15 protein-coding genes are annotated in these 17,052 nt (G+C 43.8%); 6 read left to right on the top strand and 9 right to left on the bottom strand.

Translation table 11 applies throughout. From position 1 onward, the window contains the following. Window positions 1-15: 15 nt before the first annotated feature. From AAJP47_RS00915 to AAJP47_RS00890, 6 genes are all read right to left on the bottom strand, one after another. Window positions 16-651, bottom strand: coding sequence for a trimeric intracellular cation channel family protein (locus tag AAJP47_RS00915; protein WP_346716035.1), 636 nt, complete (start codon window positions 649-651; stop codon window positions 16-18). 128 nt (window positions 652-779) lie between these two features. Continuing rightward, complete coding sequence (locus AAJP47_RS00910) at window positions 780-1,901, bottom strand: multidrug resistance efflux transporter family protein (protein ID WP_346716034.1); 1,122 nt, start codon at window positions 1,899-1,901, stop codon at window positions 780-782. Between the two features lie 80 nt (window positions 1,902-1,981). Further along, window positions 1,982-2,707 carry a 7-carboxy-7-deazaguanine synthase QueE gene (gene queE, locus AAJP47_RS00905; RefSeq protein ID WP_346716033.1) on the bottom strand — a complete coding sequence of 242 codons (726 nt, stop codon included), beginning with the start codon at window positions 2,705-2,707 and terminating at the stop codon, window positions 1,982-1,984. A gap of 131 nt (window positions 2,708-2,838) precedes the next feature. Continuing rightward, entirely contained in the window at window positions 2,839-3,501 is a 663-nt protein-coding gene (locus AAJP47_RS00900) for a DUF4272 domain-containing protein (RefSeq protein WP_346716032.1), read from the bottom strand. 152 nt (window positions 3,502-3,653) lie between these two features. Next, on the bottom strand, window positions 3,654-4,475 hold the full coding sequence (gene dapD / locus AAJP47_RS00895) for a 2,3,4,5-tetrahydropyridine-2,6-dicarboxylate N-succinyltransferase (protein WP_346716031.1): 822 nt from the start codon (window positions 4,473-4,475) through the stop codon (window positions 3,654-3,656). Between the two features lie 170 nt (window positions 4,476-4,645). After that, entirely contained in the window at window positions 4,646-5,602 is a 957-nt protein-coding gene (locus AAJP47_RS00890; protein WP_346716030.1) for an alpha/beta hydrolase, read from the bottom strand. A 533-nt stretch (window positions 5,603-6,135) separates the two neighbouring features. Between AAJP47_RS00890 and AAJP47_RS00885 the strand changes: the two genes are divergently transcribed. From AAJP47_RS00885 to AAJP47_RS00875, 3 genes are read left to right on the top strand one after another with little or no spacing between them, the layout of a single operon-like run. Further along, window positions 6,136-7,158 (top strand): TAXI family TRAP transporter solute-binding subunit, encoded by a 1,023-nt coding sequence (locus AAJP47_RS00885; protein ID WP_346716029.1) that lies wholly within the window; start codon window positions 6,136-6,138, stop codon window positions 7,156-7,158. Next, the gene (locus AAJP47_RS00880) at window positions 7,139-7,678 is read left to right on the top strand and encodes a DUF1850 domain-containing protein (RefSeq protein ID WP_346716028.1); all 540 of its coding nucleotides are present in this window, start codon (window positions 7,139-7,141) and stop codon (window positions 7,676-7,678) included. Before AAJP47_RS00885 ends, AAJP47_RS00880 begins: the two co-directional genes overlap by 20 nt. Then, window positions 7,653-9,710 carry a TRAP transporter permease gene (locus tag AAJP47_RS00875; protein WP_346716027.1) on the top strand — a complete coding sequence of 686 codons (2,058 nt, stop codon included), beginning with the start codon at window positions 7,653-7,655 and terminating at the stop codon, window positions 9,708-9,710. The genes AAJP47_RS00880 and AAJP47_RS00875 overlap by 26 nt, the downstream gene beginning before the upstream one ends. 275 nt (window positions 9,711-9,985) lie before the next feature. On the opposite strand, the gene lipA is transcribed toward AAJP47_RS00875, so the two are convergent. Both lipA and AAJP47_RS00865 read right to left on the bottom strand, forming a co-directional pair. Then, window positions 9,986-11,029 (bottom strand): lipoyl synthase, encoded by a 1,044-nt coding sequence (gene lipA, locus AAJP47_RS00870; protein ID WP_346716026.1) that lies wholly within the window; start codon window positions 11,027-11,029, stop codon window positions 9,986-9,988. A 172-nt stretch (window positions 11,030-11,201) separates the two neighbouring features. Further along, the gene (locus AAJP47_RS00865; RefSeq protein WP_346716549.1) at window positions 11,202-11,609 is read right to left on the bottom strand and encodes a carboxymuconolactone decarboxylase family protein; all 408 of its coding nucleotides are present in this window, start codon (window positions 11,607-11,609) and stop codon (window positions 11,202-11,204) included. Window positions 11,610-12,012: 403 nt separating this feature from the next. Between AAJP47_RS00865 and acnB the strand changes: the two genes are divergently transcribed. The 3 genes from acnB to AAJP47_RS00850 all read left to right on the top strand — a co-directional run bounded on the left by acnB (window position 12,013) and on the right by AAJP47_RS00850 (window position 16,129). Beyond that, a complete protein-coding gene (acnB, locus tag AAJP47_RS00860) occupies window positions 12,013-14,616 on the top strand; it encodes a bifunctional aconitate hydratase 2/2-methylisocitrate dehydratase (RefSeq protein WP_346716025.1) in 2,604 nt (867 codons plus the stop codon). A gap of 306 nt (window positions 14,617-14,922) precedes the next feature. After that, window positions 14,923-15,495, top strand: coding sequence for a hypothetical protein (locus tag AAJP47_RS00855; protein WP_346716024.1), 573 nt, complete (start codon window positions 14,923-14,925; stop codon window positions 15,493-15,495). 193 nt (window positions 15,496-15,688) lie between these two features. After that, window positions 15,689-16,129, top strand: coding sequence for a PACE efflux transporter (locus AAJP47_RS00850; protein ID WP_346716023.1), 441 nt, complete (start codon window positions 15,689-15,691; stop codon window positions 16,127-16,129). Between the two features lie 95 nt (window positions 16,130-16,224). Here AAJP47_RS00850 and AAJP47_RS00845 read toward each other — a convergent pair whose 3' ends face one another. After that, on the bottom strand, window positions 16,225-17,022 hold the full coding sequence (locus tag AAJP47_RS00845) for an enoyl-CoA hydratase/isomerase family protein (RefSeq protein WP_346716022.1): 798 nt from the start codon (window positions 17,020-17,022) through the stop codon (window positions 16,225-16,227). Window positions 17,023-17,052 lie beyond the last annotated feature (30 nt).

Raw genomic sequence — 17,052 nt, 5'->3', positions numbered from 1 at the left:
TTCTGCTAAATTCTGTTAAGTAACGAGGCGAATAGAGGGCAGGTGCCAGTCGAATCTAAGCGCTAGCATGCGCACCGCAAAAATGACAAACAACATAATGAACTCATTGATACCAGTGCTGACACCGAAGTACTGCAACAGTAAATAGGTGAAAGACCCTGCGATGCTGGCAGTGATATAAATCTCACGCTGTAGCACAAGAGGAATCTCATTACAGATGATATCGCGTAGTAATCCACCAAGAATCGCTGTCCAAACGCCCATCATTACCGCGATAAGAGGAGACATATCTTGGACCAAAGCGACTTTAAAACCAATCACGCTAAAAGCCGCCAGACCGATGGCGTCAAAGAGCTTTAGCGCATTATCGATCTTATGATATAGATGAAAAAATATTTGTAGAATAAGAGAGGTAATGGTAATAACGATCACATAGTTGAGATCTGTCATCCAAAACAGCGGATGACGATCTAGTGCCATATCACGTAACGTGCCGCCGCCAATCGCATTGACCATCGCTACCAAAATACAGCCCGCAACATCAAAGCCTTTGTGCTGAGCCAGCAGCGTACCTGCTATCGCGCACGCAATTACGCCAACCATATCTAATAAATATAATAAAATATCGGGAAAAATTAACGCATTGACCATGGTTATGTTGCCAAATCTCGATCATCAAAAATGATTGGGTTTTTTTGAATGAGTGTTTTTTGAATAGATGTATTGTTGACGCGCCAAACGCAATCAGTCTGGGATATATTCCAGTTCTGGGTCGCGGTTTAACCATCTTTTGCAAACAATATCAGCCCTATAATAATCAGCACAATACCGAACAAACCCATGGCTGACGGCAGCGGATTACCCAGCAAGATCATTCCACCGATCAAGGCAAAAATAATTTCACTGGCTTGGGTGGAGTCAACGCCTGCGACTTCGCTTGACGTTACCGCTTGCTCACGGGCATATAAAAACAGACTGGTCGCTGCCACGCCTGATAACAAAGCAACCAACAGCGTATTAAATATCTGCGCGCTACCCGGTAGTTCAGGGCGCACAAAAATACCTAAAACCAGCCAAAATGGCAAACTGCCCACCGTCATTAACCACACTTTGTTAAAGGCGTTTTGCAACAGATCCGTCTCGATAATAGGAATACGCCCGATCAGAGTCTGTAGAGTAGAAGCAGGAGCAGTGGTGGTGACATGTTCATCAGCGGTACTATCGTGAGCACTGGCCAGTAGTGCCGTCTCAGCGCGCATAGGCTGCGACTGATTGTCTTGATATTCGGCACCGTGCTGCTCAGCCTGAGATTGTTTGGCTTTGTGTTGTTTAGAATTATAAGACGCCTGCCAGACCAATTGATTGCCAATCGGATAGCTAAACGCGGCAATTAAAGCCGGCAACGCGCCGTACAACAACATTTGTGTTAGCGGAATGGTATTGGCATCACTCGGTGCATGTAGACCTTCACTGATATTGACCAGTACCACACCAACGAAAACGATCAGAGCGTAGACGATGAATTTTTTGTCAAAACGCTGTCCGAACGCCAGCAACACTAGCAAACTGGTTACCACTGTAAACATGAAGGTTGCCGCGACCACCCAGCCACTGGCATGGTCTCCTGCATAACAGATCCCCGTATAAAACACACCAAAGCCAATACTACCGGTGATGCACCAAAACCCGATATGCTGCCGAAAAATATGCCAAAGCTCACCGATGCGTCCAACGCCATGCTGAATAGCAATCATCGCCGTCAGTAGCAGCAGCATAAATACATAACGCAAACTGGCTGACCAAAACCAATGCCCACCAGCCGCACTCATCAGCTCATTTAACACAAACGTTGAGCTAAAAAATGCCCCTGAAAGTAGCCCTAGTAAGATCAGTCGTATCATGTTTACTCCCTAAAAATATATACCCGTATGCTGATTTGTATTTATTGTCTTAAATGCACGCTATAACGATGATTAACGTATTATTTGCCTTTGGCATCTGCCCAAATAATTTTGTGCAATTGTAGCTGAAAGCGTACGGGGAGAGCGTCAGCCAATATCCATTCTGCAAGCTCGCGTGCCAATACAGGCACCTCAGGGCTGAGATCCTCATCGATATCATCTGCGACATTGAACATCGGCGAAAACCATACCGTACCGACCAATTCGTTTAACTGATGCTCAATTAGTGTGTCTTTTGCCCAGTCGTAATCTTGACGATTCATGATGACAAACTTAATCTGATCATGTTGGGTAAGATAATCGAGGTTTGACCATAGGTTTTTATCGACTTCACCTGAACTGGGTGTTTTGAGATCCATCACTTTACTGACGGCTGGCGGGACGTTCTCTACCGTGAGCGCGCCTGCGGTCTCAAGAGAAATCTCATAACCATCGCTAAGCAGACGCTTCATCAGCTCAATGGCATTAGGCTGGGCTAAAGGTTCACCGCCTGTCAAACAAATACGCTTACAAGGATGGCTTTTAATCGTCGCGATAATGGCTTCTAGTGACTGACGCTCGCCGCCCGTAAAGGCGTATTCGGTATCACAATAAACGCAGCGTAGCGGACAACCTGTTAAGCGCACAAATATCGTAGGCAAGCCTGAGGTAAGGGCTTCGCCTTGCAAAGAGTAAAAAATTTCCGTTAAACGTAGACCCGCTTCAGGGTCAGTGACAGGAATGGTGGCATTACGTAAAATTGACATAGAAAGACACAGTATAGGAGTAAGAATAAAAATTTAAGAATGAGGGAATAGGATTGTATCCGCCATTTTTGGAGCCGTCATTATACGCTAATAGTCAGCAGTAAGCCTTATTTTGCAAAGAGTAACATATTTTAGGTATTCAAATCAGGATTGTCCCAATCAGCATGGGGACGAATCAACCAATCAAGTCCGGCGCGCCGCTCTGAGACGACACTTTCGATCATAGCGTTTGGTATTTCTTGTTGATTGATGCGGGCATTCACACAAGCCCAGTGGTATCGATAAATAAGATCTGCTTCATCTAGCACCGTTTCTAAATCACGTAAATTGGCAGACTGCATAAAATCTTCAAAAGCCTCGCACCGAGCCACTACATTTATCGCATAGTCACAATCTACGGTATCGTTTGGAAAATCCAACCTTTCGACCAAACCCAGTGCCCACAATAATGACCAATATGCTTCATATTTCCAAATCATATTAATGACGTCTTGTTCATCGCCTTCATTATTGAGTATTTTAACCTCAAAAGGAGTGAGCGCTTGTCCCAATTCAAACTGCTGAATTAAGCCCAAACACCACTGCGCGCTTTCAGGCGTATAACGGTCATTATTTCGATCACAAGCCGCTTGAATGCTGATCAGACAAGCGATGGCTCTTTTAGCGATGGCTTCTTTGGATTTATAGACTGCCTGATCGGCCGACTCAATGGGTGGTAGCCAGTCGATGTAAGGGATATTATGTTGTTTTAATTTGATGATGGATTCAGCTTTGCGTTGTTCGGCTGTTTTCATCTTTATTCTCAATTTTGTAGGGTATATGACAGAGTATAATATTATTTTAATGTCCAGATTAAAATTAAAAATGACAGACAACATAAAGGTGCTTAGAAAAATCTAAGCACCTTTTAGTAAACGCAGAACCAAGAACGGTATAAAGGCGACAATTAGTCTAAACGTAATAGCTCATTGACCGCCGTTTTTGCACGTGTTTGGGCATCAACTTTTTTCACGATAATAGCAGCGTACAAGCTGTGCGTGCCATCTTCTGAAGGTAAGCTGCCTGGTACGACAACTGAACCTGCTGGTACGCGACCACGATGGATCTCACCTGTTTCACGATCATAAATGCGCGTAGATTGGCCGATATAAACGCCCATAGAGATAACCGCGCCTTCTTCAACGATCACGCCTTCCACGATTTCAGAGCGTGCACCGATAAAACAATTGTCTTCAATGATGGTTGGATTGGCTTGTAATGGCTCTAACACGCCGCCGATACCAACGCCGCCTGATAAGTGAACGTTTTTACCGATTTGAGCACACGAACCAACGGTCGCCCAAGTATCTACCATCGCACCTTGATCGACGTAAGCGCCGATATTGACGTATGAAGGCATGAGTACCGCACCGGCTGCGATGTATGAGCCTTTGCGGGCTATGGCTGGCGGTACGACGCGGACGCCAGCTTCTTTAAACTGGGCTTCGGTCCAATCAGCAAACTTAGTTGGAACTTTGTCATAGAACTGTACGTGTTCGCCCGCTGGCATGACGTAATTGTCGTTTAGACGGAATGAGAGTAGGACCGCTTTTTTTGCCCACTGGTTGACGACCCATTCGCCATCCTTTTTTTCTGCAACGCGCAAGCTACCATCATCTAGCTGCGCAAGCACTTGCTCGACCGCATCACGCACGTCTTGTGGCATGGTGCTTGGGCTGTATTCGTTGCGCTTTTCAAACGCTTGTTCGATGGTTTGTTGTAATGACATAAACATTCCTAAATGGGTGAAGGGAAAAACTGAATTTTATCGTTAACAGCCTATTATAACTTGTAATAACTTGGCCTAAAAAGGTGCTTGCCATATTGTCGCTAATTTGGCGACTTTTAGCAAACCGGATAAGCGTAAACCTTAACCTTAGCGCCCGTTTTATTTCTGTTTTACTTCTCGGGCGTATGGCTCTCTAGCCATTCTAAAATATCTTGATAGACAAGCTGATTGTCTGTTTCGTGCAGGGGCTCATGACGCATATTGGGATACAGCTGAATCTCAACATTACTAAAATTCTGTTTGTTTAGACGAGTGGCAACCTTGCGAATCCCTTTGCTTTTATCACCAATCGGATCGTCTTCGCCGCTGACAAAAAGCATGGGAAAGTGTTTGGCAATGGTCGTAGACCAGCGTTTATTCAACCCTGTATCCATCAGCGAAAATAAAGTCATAAAGCCATTGTTGGTAAAGTCAAAACCACACAGTGGATCGGCTTCATAAGCTTCAATGTTGGCAGTATTTTCACTGAGCCAAGCGAACTGTGAAGAGGCATTATCATCGTCAATTTGAGCATTGAGTATTTTGTTCATGACGGTTGCCAGCACAGTGTTTGGCTGCCTAGGAGCAACTTTCGCCAAGACTTTATTGACAGGCACAAGGACTTTGGTCAGTGGATTGGCATTGGCGCTTCCCATTAAAATGGCACCTGTAAAATTGTGCGCGTGATGCTTAAGCACATTGCGTACAATAAAAGAACCCATCGAATGACCCATTACAAAATGCGGGACATTCGGATGACGCGTTTTTAAGCTGTCTGCCATGACAATGACGTCTTTTAGTAGGGACTGTACGGGATGCTCATCACCAAAAAACCCTAAGTCTGCTTCTGTTTTGACGGTCTGACCGTGACCAAGCTGATCGTAAGTTGCCACCGCAATGCCGTTATCTGCCAAAAATTGTGCAAAATCTGCATAACGACCGCTATGTTCTGCCATACCATGTACAATCAATAAAGTGGCGGTGATGGCAGTGTCTTTAGCGCTTGGCTCAAAAAAATGATGATGCAAGTAGTGGATGTTATCAGATGAAAGAATGTGGTCATGACTGGTATCAACGTGGCTATTCATATCAGATTCCTTGAAATGTTCTAATGACTTGTTATTTTAATGGACACGCGCTAATAAGATATTTTAGAGCGGTGTTAAGACCTGCGTATTATACGTCTCATTCCACGTAATGGTAGTAGATGCTGGTAATCGTTTCGCTTACTACGCAATTTAGCGACAAAGCGGGACAGGGTCAATGCCATTTGACATGCAGCTTGTCGTTTTGGGTATTTATATGAGCGGCAGTGGGTCAATAGCAATCAAAAACCACCTTATATTTACTTAAATGGGGATAAAGGTTTACAACATATTCAAAGTTTGCTTAAATGGTTTAACTAATGAAACAATGTTTCGCATAGCAGAACACTGCTTTTAGCATTTACCCATATAGTAACCGTCTTTTTTATCTAAATAGTCTATTTTTCACGCGTTAGGGATAACCGATAAATTGACTATAGTTTATTTATTAAAAGGATTGCTATACTATTACACGCCTGTAATGCATCAATGATGTCATTAGCTTTATTAAATCGATTATTTCAAGGATGAATTCAATGATTAATTCTCTCAAGTCTCCATTACTTTTATCAGCCACGTTAAGTGCCATTTTAGGCCTGACCGCATGCTCATCTCCAAGCTCAGAAAGCACTGACAATACAGCGGCAGACAGTACGACTGCTGATGCCGCGGACGCCAACAAGCTTGATACGAAGTTTCTTACCATTGCTACAGGCGGCGCGTCTGGTCCTTACAATATCATCGGTACATCACTATCAGAAGTATATGTCAAAACCTTTGGGGTGAACTCAAAAACGCAAACCACAGGGGCTTCTGTCGAAAACGTCAATTTGTTGACCCAAGGCAAAGTCGATATGGTATTGGCGCTCAGTGATGTGGTTACCGATGCGGTAGAAGGCAAAAACAACTTTGAACAACCAATCACTAATATTCAACAACTGGCGGTCTTGTATCCTAACGTTGTGCAAATCGTCACGACCAAAAATTCTGGCATCAAAAATATAGAAGACCTCAGAGGCAAGCGCATCGCAGTAGGCGATCAGGGCTCTGGAACAGAAGTCAATGCACGAACCTTACTAGAAGGTTTTGGCATTACTTATGATGATGTGACGGTTGACTATTTAGGTTTTGCGGAAGCGGCTGACGGCATGAAAGCGGGCAAAATCGAAGCCGCCTTCTTTAGTAGTGGTTTACCAAACTCGTCGCTCATGGAGCTTGAGCAAGGCTTAGATTTACAATTGATCAGCATCGATCAAAACAAACTCAAAGAGATCATTGCCACCAAGCCTTACTTCAAAACCTTTGAGATTCCAGCGGGAACTTATGGTAATGAAGCGGCTATTCCAACCGCGGCGATTATGAATGCTTTATTGGTCAGCTCTGATTTGTCTGAAGCGGATGGTTATAAATTAACCAAAGCATTATTTGATAATCTAGACGGTTTAAAAACCGCGCACCAAGCGGCCAACGATATCAGCCTAGAAACCGCTCGTGAGGGCATGGTTGCTCCTATCCACCCAGGCGCGAAAAAGTACTATGATGAGCAAGGTGCCAAGTAAGCGGCTTTGGTTTGTCACAGGCGCGGTGCTTATTGTTTCATTGTTAGGTTTGACTTTGGGGAATCTGGTTGTCCGCCAACCTGTGGTTGAAGTTCGCGTGAAGAGCGTTGATGATGCAAGTGATAAGGTTTGTTATTTTGACCAACCCAACTTTCAATTGCGCTGGATACACTCTGTAGAAAAACAATGGTGGGAGGAGCAATACCAACGTCAAGACGATGGACTGCTCTTGACCACCACTTATTTCGAAGCTTTTGGTGCTGGTACCCCTTCCACTGAAACGCTGGCTCCCGTACAAAAACCTGGCTATTTAGGTTATCAAATCAATGAGAAGCTGCCCAATCTTAATTGGGTGGTCTCAAGGCTTACCAAAGGTGAGATTGATTATGGTAACCACCGATTTCTCATACACCAGTGGGTGCCAGACTATTCTGAAGTCGTGATCATGCCAAAAGCGTATGGTTTCATTGATAGATTTAAAAAGGACTTGTGTCATGAACTCCCAAGTGACGGATCATAATAATGATTTACCCATACACTCCAACACCGACTCTGAAACTAATGTTGACGCTGAACTTGAGGTGCAAGCCCATAATAAAGCCATATTAGAAAAATACGATCGAGAGTCGATCACGCGGCATATTACCCAAGGACCCGTCAAATATATTATTGCTGGTCTTTGTATCATATATTCGCTCTTTCATTTATATATTACTTTTAATCCGATGCCAGCGTTGTTGCAGCGCTCTGTACACGTGGGCATTGGTTTTGCCTTGATTTTTTTGATTTTCCCAGCTGGTAAGAAGAGTAGCCGTAAGCAAGTTGCTTGGTACGACTGGGCGTGGTTCGCTTTTTCCTTATCGGGTATGGCCTATCTGATCTACGAATACCAAGACATTGTGACGTCACGTGGTGGTATGGCAAATCAGATGGATGTGATTTTTTCACTGATTACCGTGGTTTGTGTATTAGAAGGCAGTCGCCGTATCACAGGCTGGATCTTGCCGATATTGGCAGGTATATTTTTGGCTTATCCATTTGTCAGTCATATGGATTTTATGCCAGACAGACTATTGACGCGTCCTTATGATATGGGCGATATTTTTGGTCAATTGTTTTTGAAAACCGAAGGCTTGTATTCGGTTGCGATTGGCGCGTCGGTGACGTTTATCTTCTTATTCATTCTCTTTGGTGCGTTTTTGGCACGCTCGGGCATGGGTCAGTTGTTTAATGACTTGGCGCTGGCCATTGCCGGTCATAAAAAAGGGGGACCGGCAAAAGTGGCGGTCATTTCCAGTGGATTTATGGGCAGTATTAACGGCTCTGCTTTATCCAACGTTGTGAGTACGGGTGCTTTTACCATTCCCCTGATGAAAAAGGTCGGTTATCACAAAGACTTTGCGGGCGCGGTTGAGGCCAGTGCTTCTGTCGGTGGCCAAATACTGCCACCAATTATGGGCGCTAGTGCGTTCATCATGGCAGAAACGACAGGTCTGCCGTATAGTACGATTGCCTTGGCGGCCTTATTACCCGCCATATTATATTATTTGGGCGTCATCGCGCAGGTGCATTTTCGTGCTGGCCGCCGTGATCTAAAAGGGATTGCCAAAGAAAGCTTACCTGCGGTAAAAGAGGTATTAAAAGCGCGCGGCCATATGTTATTACCGATCGTGTTTTTGATTTTCTTATTAATCAGAAACGTGCCAGTAGGTTATGCGGCAGCCTATACCATTGGTTTTACCGTTGTGATTAGTATGCTGCGAGCTGAGACTCGTATGAGCTTTGCTGATATTTTGGGCGCCCTAGAAGATGGTGCGCGTCAATCACTCGCGGTCATGGCAGCGTGTGCGGTCGTCGGGATTATCATTGGGGTGGTGAGTTTGACCAGCTTTGGTACGGTCATGACGTCATCCATTGTTACGCTAGGCGCAGGCTCGCTATTCTTTACGCTGATCTTAACCATGCTAGCGTCAATGGTCTTGGGTATGGGGCTGCCGTCTATTCCGGCCTATATCATTACGGCAACGATGGCAGCTCCGGCATTGGCAGGATTTGATATTCCGATTTTATCGGCGCACATGTTCGTCTTTTACTTTGGTATCTTTGCTAATATTACCCCGCCTGTGTGTTTAGCGGCTTTTGCTGGGGCAGGTATTTCTGGCGGCGATCCGATGAAGACGGGATTCTTGTCCCTCAAGCTGGCGTTGGCAGGATTCATCGTGCCGTTTATGTTTATCTATAACCCAACGATGCTGATGATCGATCCCACAGGTCTTGCCGTCACGGCCAAAGATTTCCCGCTACCGCCTATTATTGATATTATCACGGTGGTTGTCACATCGGTCACTGGCGTCATCGCGCTCAGCTCAGCATTGGAAGGATATTTTAAAGGTGACATGAATCCATTGACTCGCGCAATATTGGCTGTTGGAGCGTTGTTATTGATTTATCCTGAGATTACCACAGGTATTGCGGGTGGCATCATCGTTCTAGGTATTGCTGTATTTAATATTAAGACAAGTAAGACGCCAACACCGACGGTGACTGTTTAACGGTTAAAGATAGGCAAATACCAAATAAGAAGGATGCTAAATGCTGATGAAAGACTGATACAAATTTTCTTTGCTTGCTGCGACATTGCCGACAGAGGCTACAAAAAATTTATACCAGTCTTGCTCTATCGTTTTTATACCGAACTCACTATATTGGTTTATCTGTAGCCATATTCTTTTTTCAAAGACATAAAAAAAGGGTGAATAACAATAATTGTTATTCACCCTTTTTATTTTCTTAGCTGATACTTTATGACTAATAATTAATCCATCAATTAACAGCCAAGTTTGCCTTCTGCTTCCAAGGCCTTTTTACTACGGATTGGCGCTGGACAATCTTCGCCATAATACTGACGGTCTGCAAAGTAGCTTGAGCGTACCATGGGCCCTGCCCAAATGCTAAAGAAGCCGATCTTTTTACCATAGTCCATATAACGCTGGAACTCATCTGGATGGACGTAGCGATCAACAGGCGCATGATTCTTACTTGGTTGCAGATACTGACCAATCGTAATCATATCGACGTCGTGTGCTTTTAGATCATCAAGCAAGGCATAAATCTCTTCTTCCGTCTCACCAAGACCGACCATAAAGCCGCATTTGGTGGCGATATCAGGACGACGCGCTTTATAGAGCTTAAGCAAATCAAGTGAGTGCTGATAGTCAGAGCCTGGACGGAATGCTTTGTACAAACGTGGCACGGTTTCGATGTTATGGTTGAACACATCGGGCGCGGTCTCTGTCAATAAGTCCAGTGCGATGTCCATACGACCACGGAAATCAGGCACCAATATCTCAATCAAACAGTTTGGACTCAGCGCTCTTGATTCATTAAGCACTTCTACAAAATGTCCTGCGCCGCCATCTTTTAGATCATCACGGTCAACAGACGTAATGACCGCATACTTGAGCTGTAGACCTTGAATAGTTTCAGCCGTATGACGTGGCTCGTCCGCATCTAGGGCATTTGGACGACCATGACCGACATCACAGAACGGACAACGACGCGTACAGATATCGCCCATAATCATAAAGGTTGCCGTACCATCCGCAAAACACTGTGGCAGGTTAGGGCAGGCCGCTTCTTCACAGACGGTATAAAGCTTTTGCTCACGTAAGGTGGCTTTGATGCGCGCCACTTCAGCTGGCGACGACATTTTTACCCGAATCCAATCTGGCTTTTTCTTAGCTTCAACGGTCGGGATTACTTTAATTGGGATACGCGCAACTTTATCGTAACCGCGCAATTTTTCGCCTTGTATGGCTTTTTTAGGTTTTGCCTTGACAGCAGGTACATGGGTTTGAACGGCAGTTGTCATAATAAGTTTATCTCTTAACCCTTTATAGTATAAGGGTTTATGGAATTATTAGCATGTGTTCTGAGTGAAGGTATTATAGCAGAAATTTAAAAACAGATTTTTAATCAATATGAGTAAGATGACTCATAGGTTATTAAATAAGGTTACTACGCTACTACTTGTTAGCATAGTTTTAAATATCAATATCGATATTCAACTCATTCAGGATTTCTATGGCAGCGCGAAAGGCTTCTTGCGTGGCAGGTGCGCCGCAATATGGCAAACTGTGCATCAATACTTCTCGAATCTCAGCGACGCTCGCCCCATTATTGATCGCTCCTCTGATATGTCCTTTTAACTCATTCGGACTCTTTTGAGCCACCAAAAAAGCAATGGTGATTAAAGAGCGATATTTGCGCGGCAATATGGCGTCATCCTGCCACGTACTGCCCCAAGCATGTTCAATAATCCAATCTTGTAAGGGCTGGGTAAAACCCGTGGCCGCATCCAGCGAGCGCTTGACGTGATCTTCACCCATGACCTCGGTGCGAACTTTTAAACCGTTTTTATAATGAGAGTCAGTATTTTGATTGCTGTCCATATTGTCGCTCACTTTGTCCTCATTTAAATTATTGTTCAAATTGTCGCTCATTTTATCCTCCTTGATGGTTGCTAAATGCATTTGTGTTGTCGCTGTATGTGCCGCATTTATCATGGATTAACTGTATGGTATTTGCTTGAATATAAATCAAGCAGCAGCCCAACAAAACAATAAGACAAATATTGATTATAAAATGAAGTTAATCATATGGTTGATGGCACTATTTTTATAATAAATGTCCAATATGGCCTTATTATAAGCCTTTTCAGAGCTCAGCCATTAACATTTAGAGCGTTTTAAGCTATGATTGCACACATAATTATTCTATCTAGTACAGGTCGCAGGCTGTCATGTTGACTACCCACGTAATGTACTAAACTCCCAACTGACGAGGACGACTATTGTGTTAGAAGCTTATCGTAAACATGTCGAAGAACGTGCTGAGCTAGGAACCGTACCACTACCACTTAATGAAAAACAAGTAGCAGAATTGGTTGAACTATTAAAAAATCCACCAGCAGGCGAAGATGCTTTCTTAATGGATTTGCTAGAAAACCGTATTCCTGCTGGTGTTGACCAAGCAGCGTATGTTAAAGCGGCGTTCTTGGCAGCGATCTTAAAAGGTGAAGCTGAGTCTCCATTGATTAGCAAGCAAAAAGCGGTTCAAATCTTAGGAACGATGCAAGGTGGTTACAACGTGCAGCCATTGGTTGCTGCCTTGGATGATAGCGACGTTGCTCAAGACGCAGCAGACGCTTTGAAAAAGACATTGCTGGTATTTGATGCGTTCAATGACGTCACTGAAAAAGCAGAAGCGGGCAATGAGATTGCAAAAAGCGTTGTTCAATCTTGGGCGGATGCTGAGTGGTTCTTGAACCGTGATGCCGTACCAGAAAAAACCACGTATACCACGTTTAAAGTGACAGGTGAGACCAACACGGATGACTTGTCACCGGCGCAAGACGCGTGGAGCCGTCCTGACATCCCATTGCATTCATTGGCGATGCACAAAAACTCTCGCGACGGCATCAATGCTGACGAAGAGGGCGTAGTCGGTCCGATGAAGCAGATCGAAGCGCTAAAAGAAAAAGGCCATCCATTAGCCTATGTGGGTGATGTTGTAGGTACAGGTTCTAGCCGTAAGTCTGCGACCAACTCAGTATTGTGGTTGATGGGCGAAGACATTCCTAACGTGCCAAACAAACGTGGTGGCGGTCTAGTATTGGGTAACAACATCGCTCCTATCTTCTTTAACACCATGGAAGATTCTGGCGCATTGCCAATCGAAAAAGTCGCGGTTGATAACCTAAACATGGGTGATGTGTTTGACATCTATCCGTACGAAGGCAAGATCACTAAGCATGATTCTGACGAAGTACTGTCTACTTTCAACTTGAGCTCGCCAACCTTGCTTGACGAAGTGCGTGCGGGTGGCCGTATTCCATTGATCGTTGGTCGTGGTTTGACCAATCGTGCTCGTGAATATATGGGTCTTGGTCATTCAGACGTATTCGCTAAGCCAGAAGAGCCAGCTGATACGGGTAAAGGCTTTACCCTTGCGCAAAAAATGGTTGGTAAAGCATGTGGCCTGACAGGCGTACGTCCGGGCATGTACTGTGAGCCAAAAATGACGACGGTCGGCTCTCAGGATACGACAGGCCCAATGACGCGTGATGAGCTAAAAGACTTGGCATGTTTGGGTTTCCAAGCGGATCTTGTCATGCAGTCATTCTGTCACACAGCGGCTTATCCAAAGCCAGTTGACGTTGAAACTCAGCACACACTACCTGACTTCATCATGAACCGCGGCGGCGTCAGCTTGCGCCCAGGTGATGGTATTATTCACTCATGGTTGAACCGTATGCTACTTCCAGATACCGTTGGTACTGGTGGTGACTCGCATACCCGTTTCCCAATGGGTATCTCGTTCCCAGCGGGTTCTGGCTTGGTTGCGTTTGCTGCAGCAACTGGTGTGATGCCACTTGATATGCCTGAGTCTGTTCGTGTTCGTTTCGTCGGTGAGCGCCAAGCGGGTATCACGCTACGTGACTTGGTACACGCGATTCCTTATCAAGCGATCAAAGAAGGCTACTTGACGGTTGATAAGAAAGGTAAAATCAACGAGTTTAACGGTCGTATCCTTGAGATTGAAGGGTTGGAAGACTTGACCGCTGAGCAAGCGTTTGAATTATCTGATGCATCAGCCGAGCGTAGTGCCGCTGGCTGTACCATCACGCTATCAGAAGCGTCAGTAACTGAATACCTAAACTCAAACATCACGCTGCTTAAGTGGATGATTTCTGAAGGCTATGGAGATGCGCGTACCATTAGCCGCCGCGTTGAGCAAATGCAAGAGTGGTTGGCCAATCCAAGCCTCATGCGTGCTGATGATGATGCGGAATATGCAATCGACATCACTATCGATATGTCAGACATCAAAGAGCCTATCCTTTGCTGCCCGAACGATCCAGATGATGCAAAAACCCTAGCTGACGTGGCTGGTGATACCATTGATGAAGTATTCATTGGTTCATGTATGACCAACATCGGTCATTTCCGTGCCGCTGGTAAACTGCTACAAGACGTGCCAGCAGGAAGCCTCAAGACTCGTCTATGGATTGCACCACCTACTAAGATGGATGCCCGCCAGTTGATGGAAGAAGGCTACTACAACATCTATGCACAAGCTGGCGCTCGTACTGAGATGCCTGGTTGTTCACTATGTATGGGTAACCAAGCACGTATCGCACCGAAGTCTACTGCGGTATCGACCTCGACTCGTAACTTCCCGAACCGTCTAGGTCAAGGCGCGAATGTTTACCTAGCGTCAGCCGAGCTTGCCGCAGTCGCCGCCGTACTTGGTAAACTGCCAACCAACGACGAATATCAGCAGTATGCTGGCATGCTAAACAGCATGGGTGATGAAGTCTATCAATACATGAACTTCGACCGTATGGAAGACTATACAGAAGAAGCAGACAAGATCAATGTCGCTCAGTTGACCTAATTTTGGTTAGAAATTGAGTTAGACGTTTTTAGATAAAGAAAACCCCGTATCGTGATGATGTGGGGTTTTTTCAATTTATTGATATGACATTGTTTATTAGTAAGTCCGTACAAGATTTTAGAGACTAATATAGTTTTGCAATAAAATATTCTCAAATAATATGTTTATAGACTTTCAATATGGTGCGACATAGATTGACGTATAGCATTTCCTCTCATTTGCTTCCAAAAATAATTTAGATTATATTGATGGAGAATCAGAGTACATATACAAAAGTTCTAATTACAAACAAAAAGAGTAAATCATATGAACGGAATTATAGCTATACTGCAGATACTATCTTTACTAGGTATTGCGAGCTTATTTATATTTAGGAAATATTTATTCTCTTATTCTTCTGAAAAAGGAAAAAACCTTGCTACAAGAGAAGACATAGAGGAAATAACTAGAAAAATAGAAAATGTAAAGTCTGAATATTTAATTGAACTTGAAACAGTTAGAGTTGAACTTTCAAAGTCGTTACATCAAAAGAATGAAGTTTGGATAATGAAAAGGAATGCTTGTTTAAAGGCTCTTAATCTAGCAAATGCCGTTTTAAGTAATTATGAATACACTAATATATCTGAAGGTGATATGACTCCTCAGCGAGAAAGCATTGAATCTGCACGTTCATGTTTTAATGAACTAGCCTGTACTTGTGAGGGTTCAGAAGTAATTCAACAATTAAAAAAAATAATGTTTGAGAATGGTACTCTTGATTCGATAGTAGATCTAAGAAATGCAGTTCGTAAAGAGCTTGGATTTGAAACAGAGTCAATCGACTTAGATAGAGATTGTGCATTTATTGGTAAAATAAACTGTGATATTGATAGAAGTTAATTATAGTAAACTCATATCAAATTGATGTGGGGTTTTTGCATTGTAAATGGATTGGCTGATTTTCTAAGCTATCTTATGTATAATACAAGTGCATGCAGAAACCGTAGCTTTGCAATATTTTTATTTTTCTCACTCGGGACGGACCGAACTTTGATAGGCACTTTTTTTAAATGCAGGTGCTTTGGAGTCTTGGTTGATTACGTTATCACCGCTCAAACGTCGTATCGTCTATGTGACTCTGTTTGAGATTATCGCAATTATCTCTTCCACTTTTGTACTGATGAAGCTAAGCAATAGCGATGCGTCAGAATCTTTGCCTGTCGCCATGATGGTATCGCTGGCTGCGATCATTTGGAACTTCTTATATAACACTGCTTTTGAGGCGTGGGAGCGGCGCAAGCAAATAGCGCAGCGTACGTTATTGATTCGCAGTGGCCATGCACTGGTCTTCGAGATTGGTTTGGTGTTGATTTGCTTGCCAATATATATGATTTGGTACGGTGTTGGTTTGATACAAGCGTTCGTGATGGAAGCCGCACTGTTGCTATTCTTCTTGATTTATAATTTCGTATTTACTTTTATCTTCGATAAGATATTTACCTTGCCTTATGAATATAACTCGCTGTCTTCTTAGCAACGTCTTATCCAAACATATTGATCATAAAAAAAGGCTGCCAATTGGTAGCCTTTTTAGTGTAACTGTTTATTTAGTATGAATACCTAATAGGGTTATTTACCTTGATAAACTGGTTTGCGCTTTTCTATAAAGGCACTAACGCCTTCTATAAAGTCATCGGTTTTTGCCATTATAGTCTGTTGTTCAATTTCCGTGTTCAGCGCCTCTTCCAAACCAGCAAAAGCGTGCACATTGAAGCTCTCTTTCATAGAGGCCAACGCCTTACCTGGCAACTGGCTCAACCGTAGCGCCAATGCTTGTACGGTGGCGTCCAGATCATCAGCGCTAACGACGTTATTCACTAAATTTAAGCGAGCCATATCTTCTGCTTTAAGCTTATCACCCAACATCACAAGCTCAGTGGCTTTTGCTGCACCAACCAATTGATTCAATAGATAAATACCGCCGGCATCGGGAATCAAACCGATATTGACAAACGCTTGGACGAATTTGGCATTATCAGCGGCAATACGAAAATCGCAGGTCAGCGCCAAGTTCATACCAGCCCCAGCGACCGCGCCTTCTAATTTGGCAATGATCGGTTTATGGATGTGACGTAACTTTAAGCTGACTTCTCCTGCGCCTTCTACCATACCTTTTAATTTATTTGAAATTGTGTCCTTATCTAATCCTTCAGATAACATCTCTTTAATATCGCCGCCACTTGAAAAATTACTACCAGCCCCTTGTAGAATAATCACGCGTACCTGATCATCTGCTGCTGCTTGATCCAGCGCTGTTATGACGTTATTTTTTAACGGCGTTCCAAAAGCATTTAAGCTTTTTGGGTCGTTAAAAGTAATGGTAGCAATGTGATTTTCAACTTGATATCCGACTATAGGCTGTGACATCTTGGATTTCCTTATTTTTAATGATTATTT

Origin of the sequence: Psychrobacter halotolerans (genome assembly GCF_039680845.1) — a bacterium.
In the GTDB taxonomy this organism is placed as follows: Bacteria; Pseudomonadota; Gammaproteobacteria; order Pseudomonadales; family Moraxellaceae; genus Psychrobacter.
The sequence above is the reverse complement of the archived record's forward strand: the minus strand, read 5'-3'. Positions and strand labels throughout refer to the sequence as shown.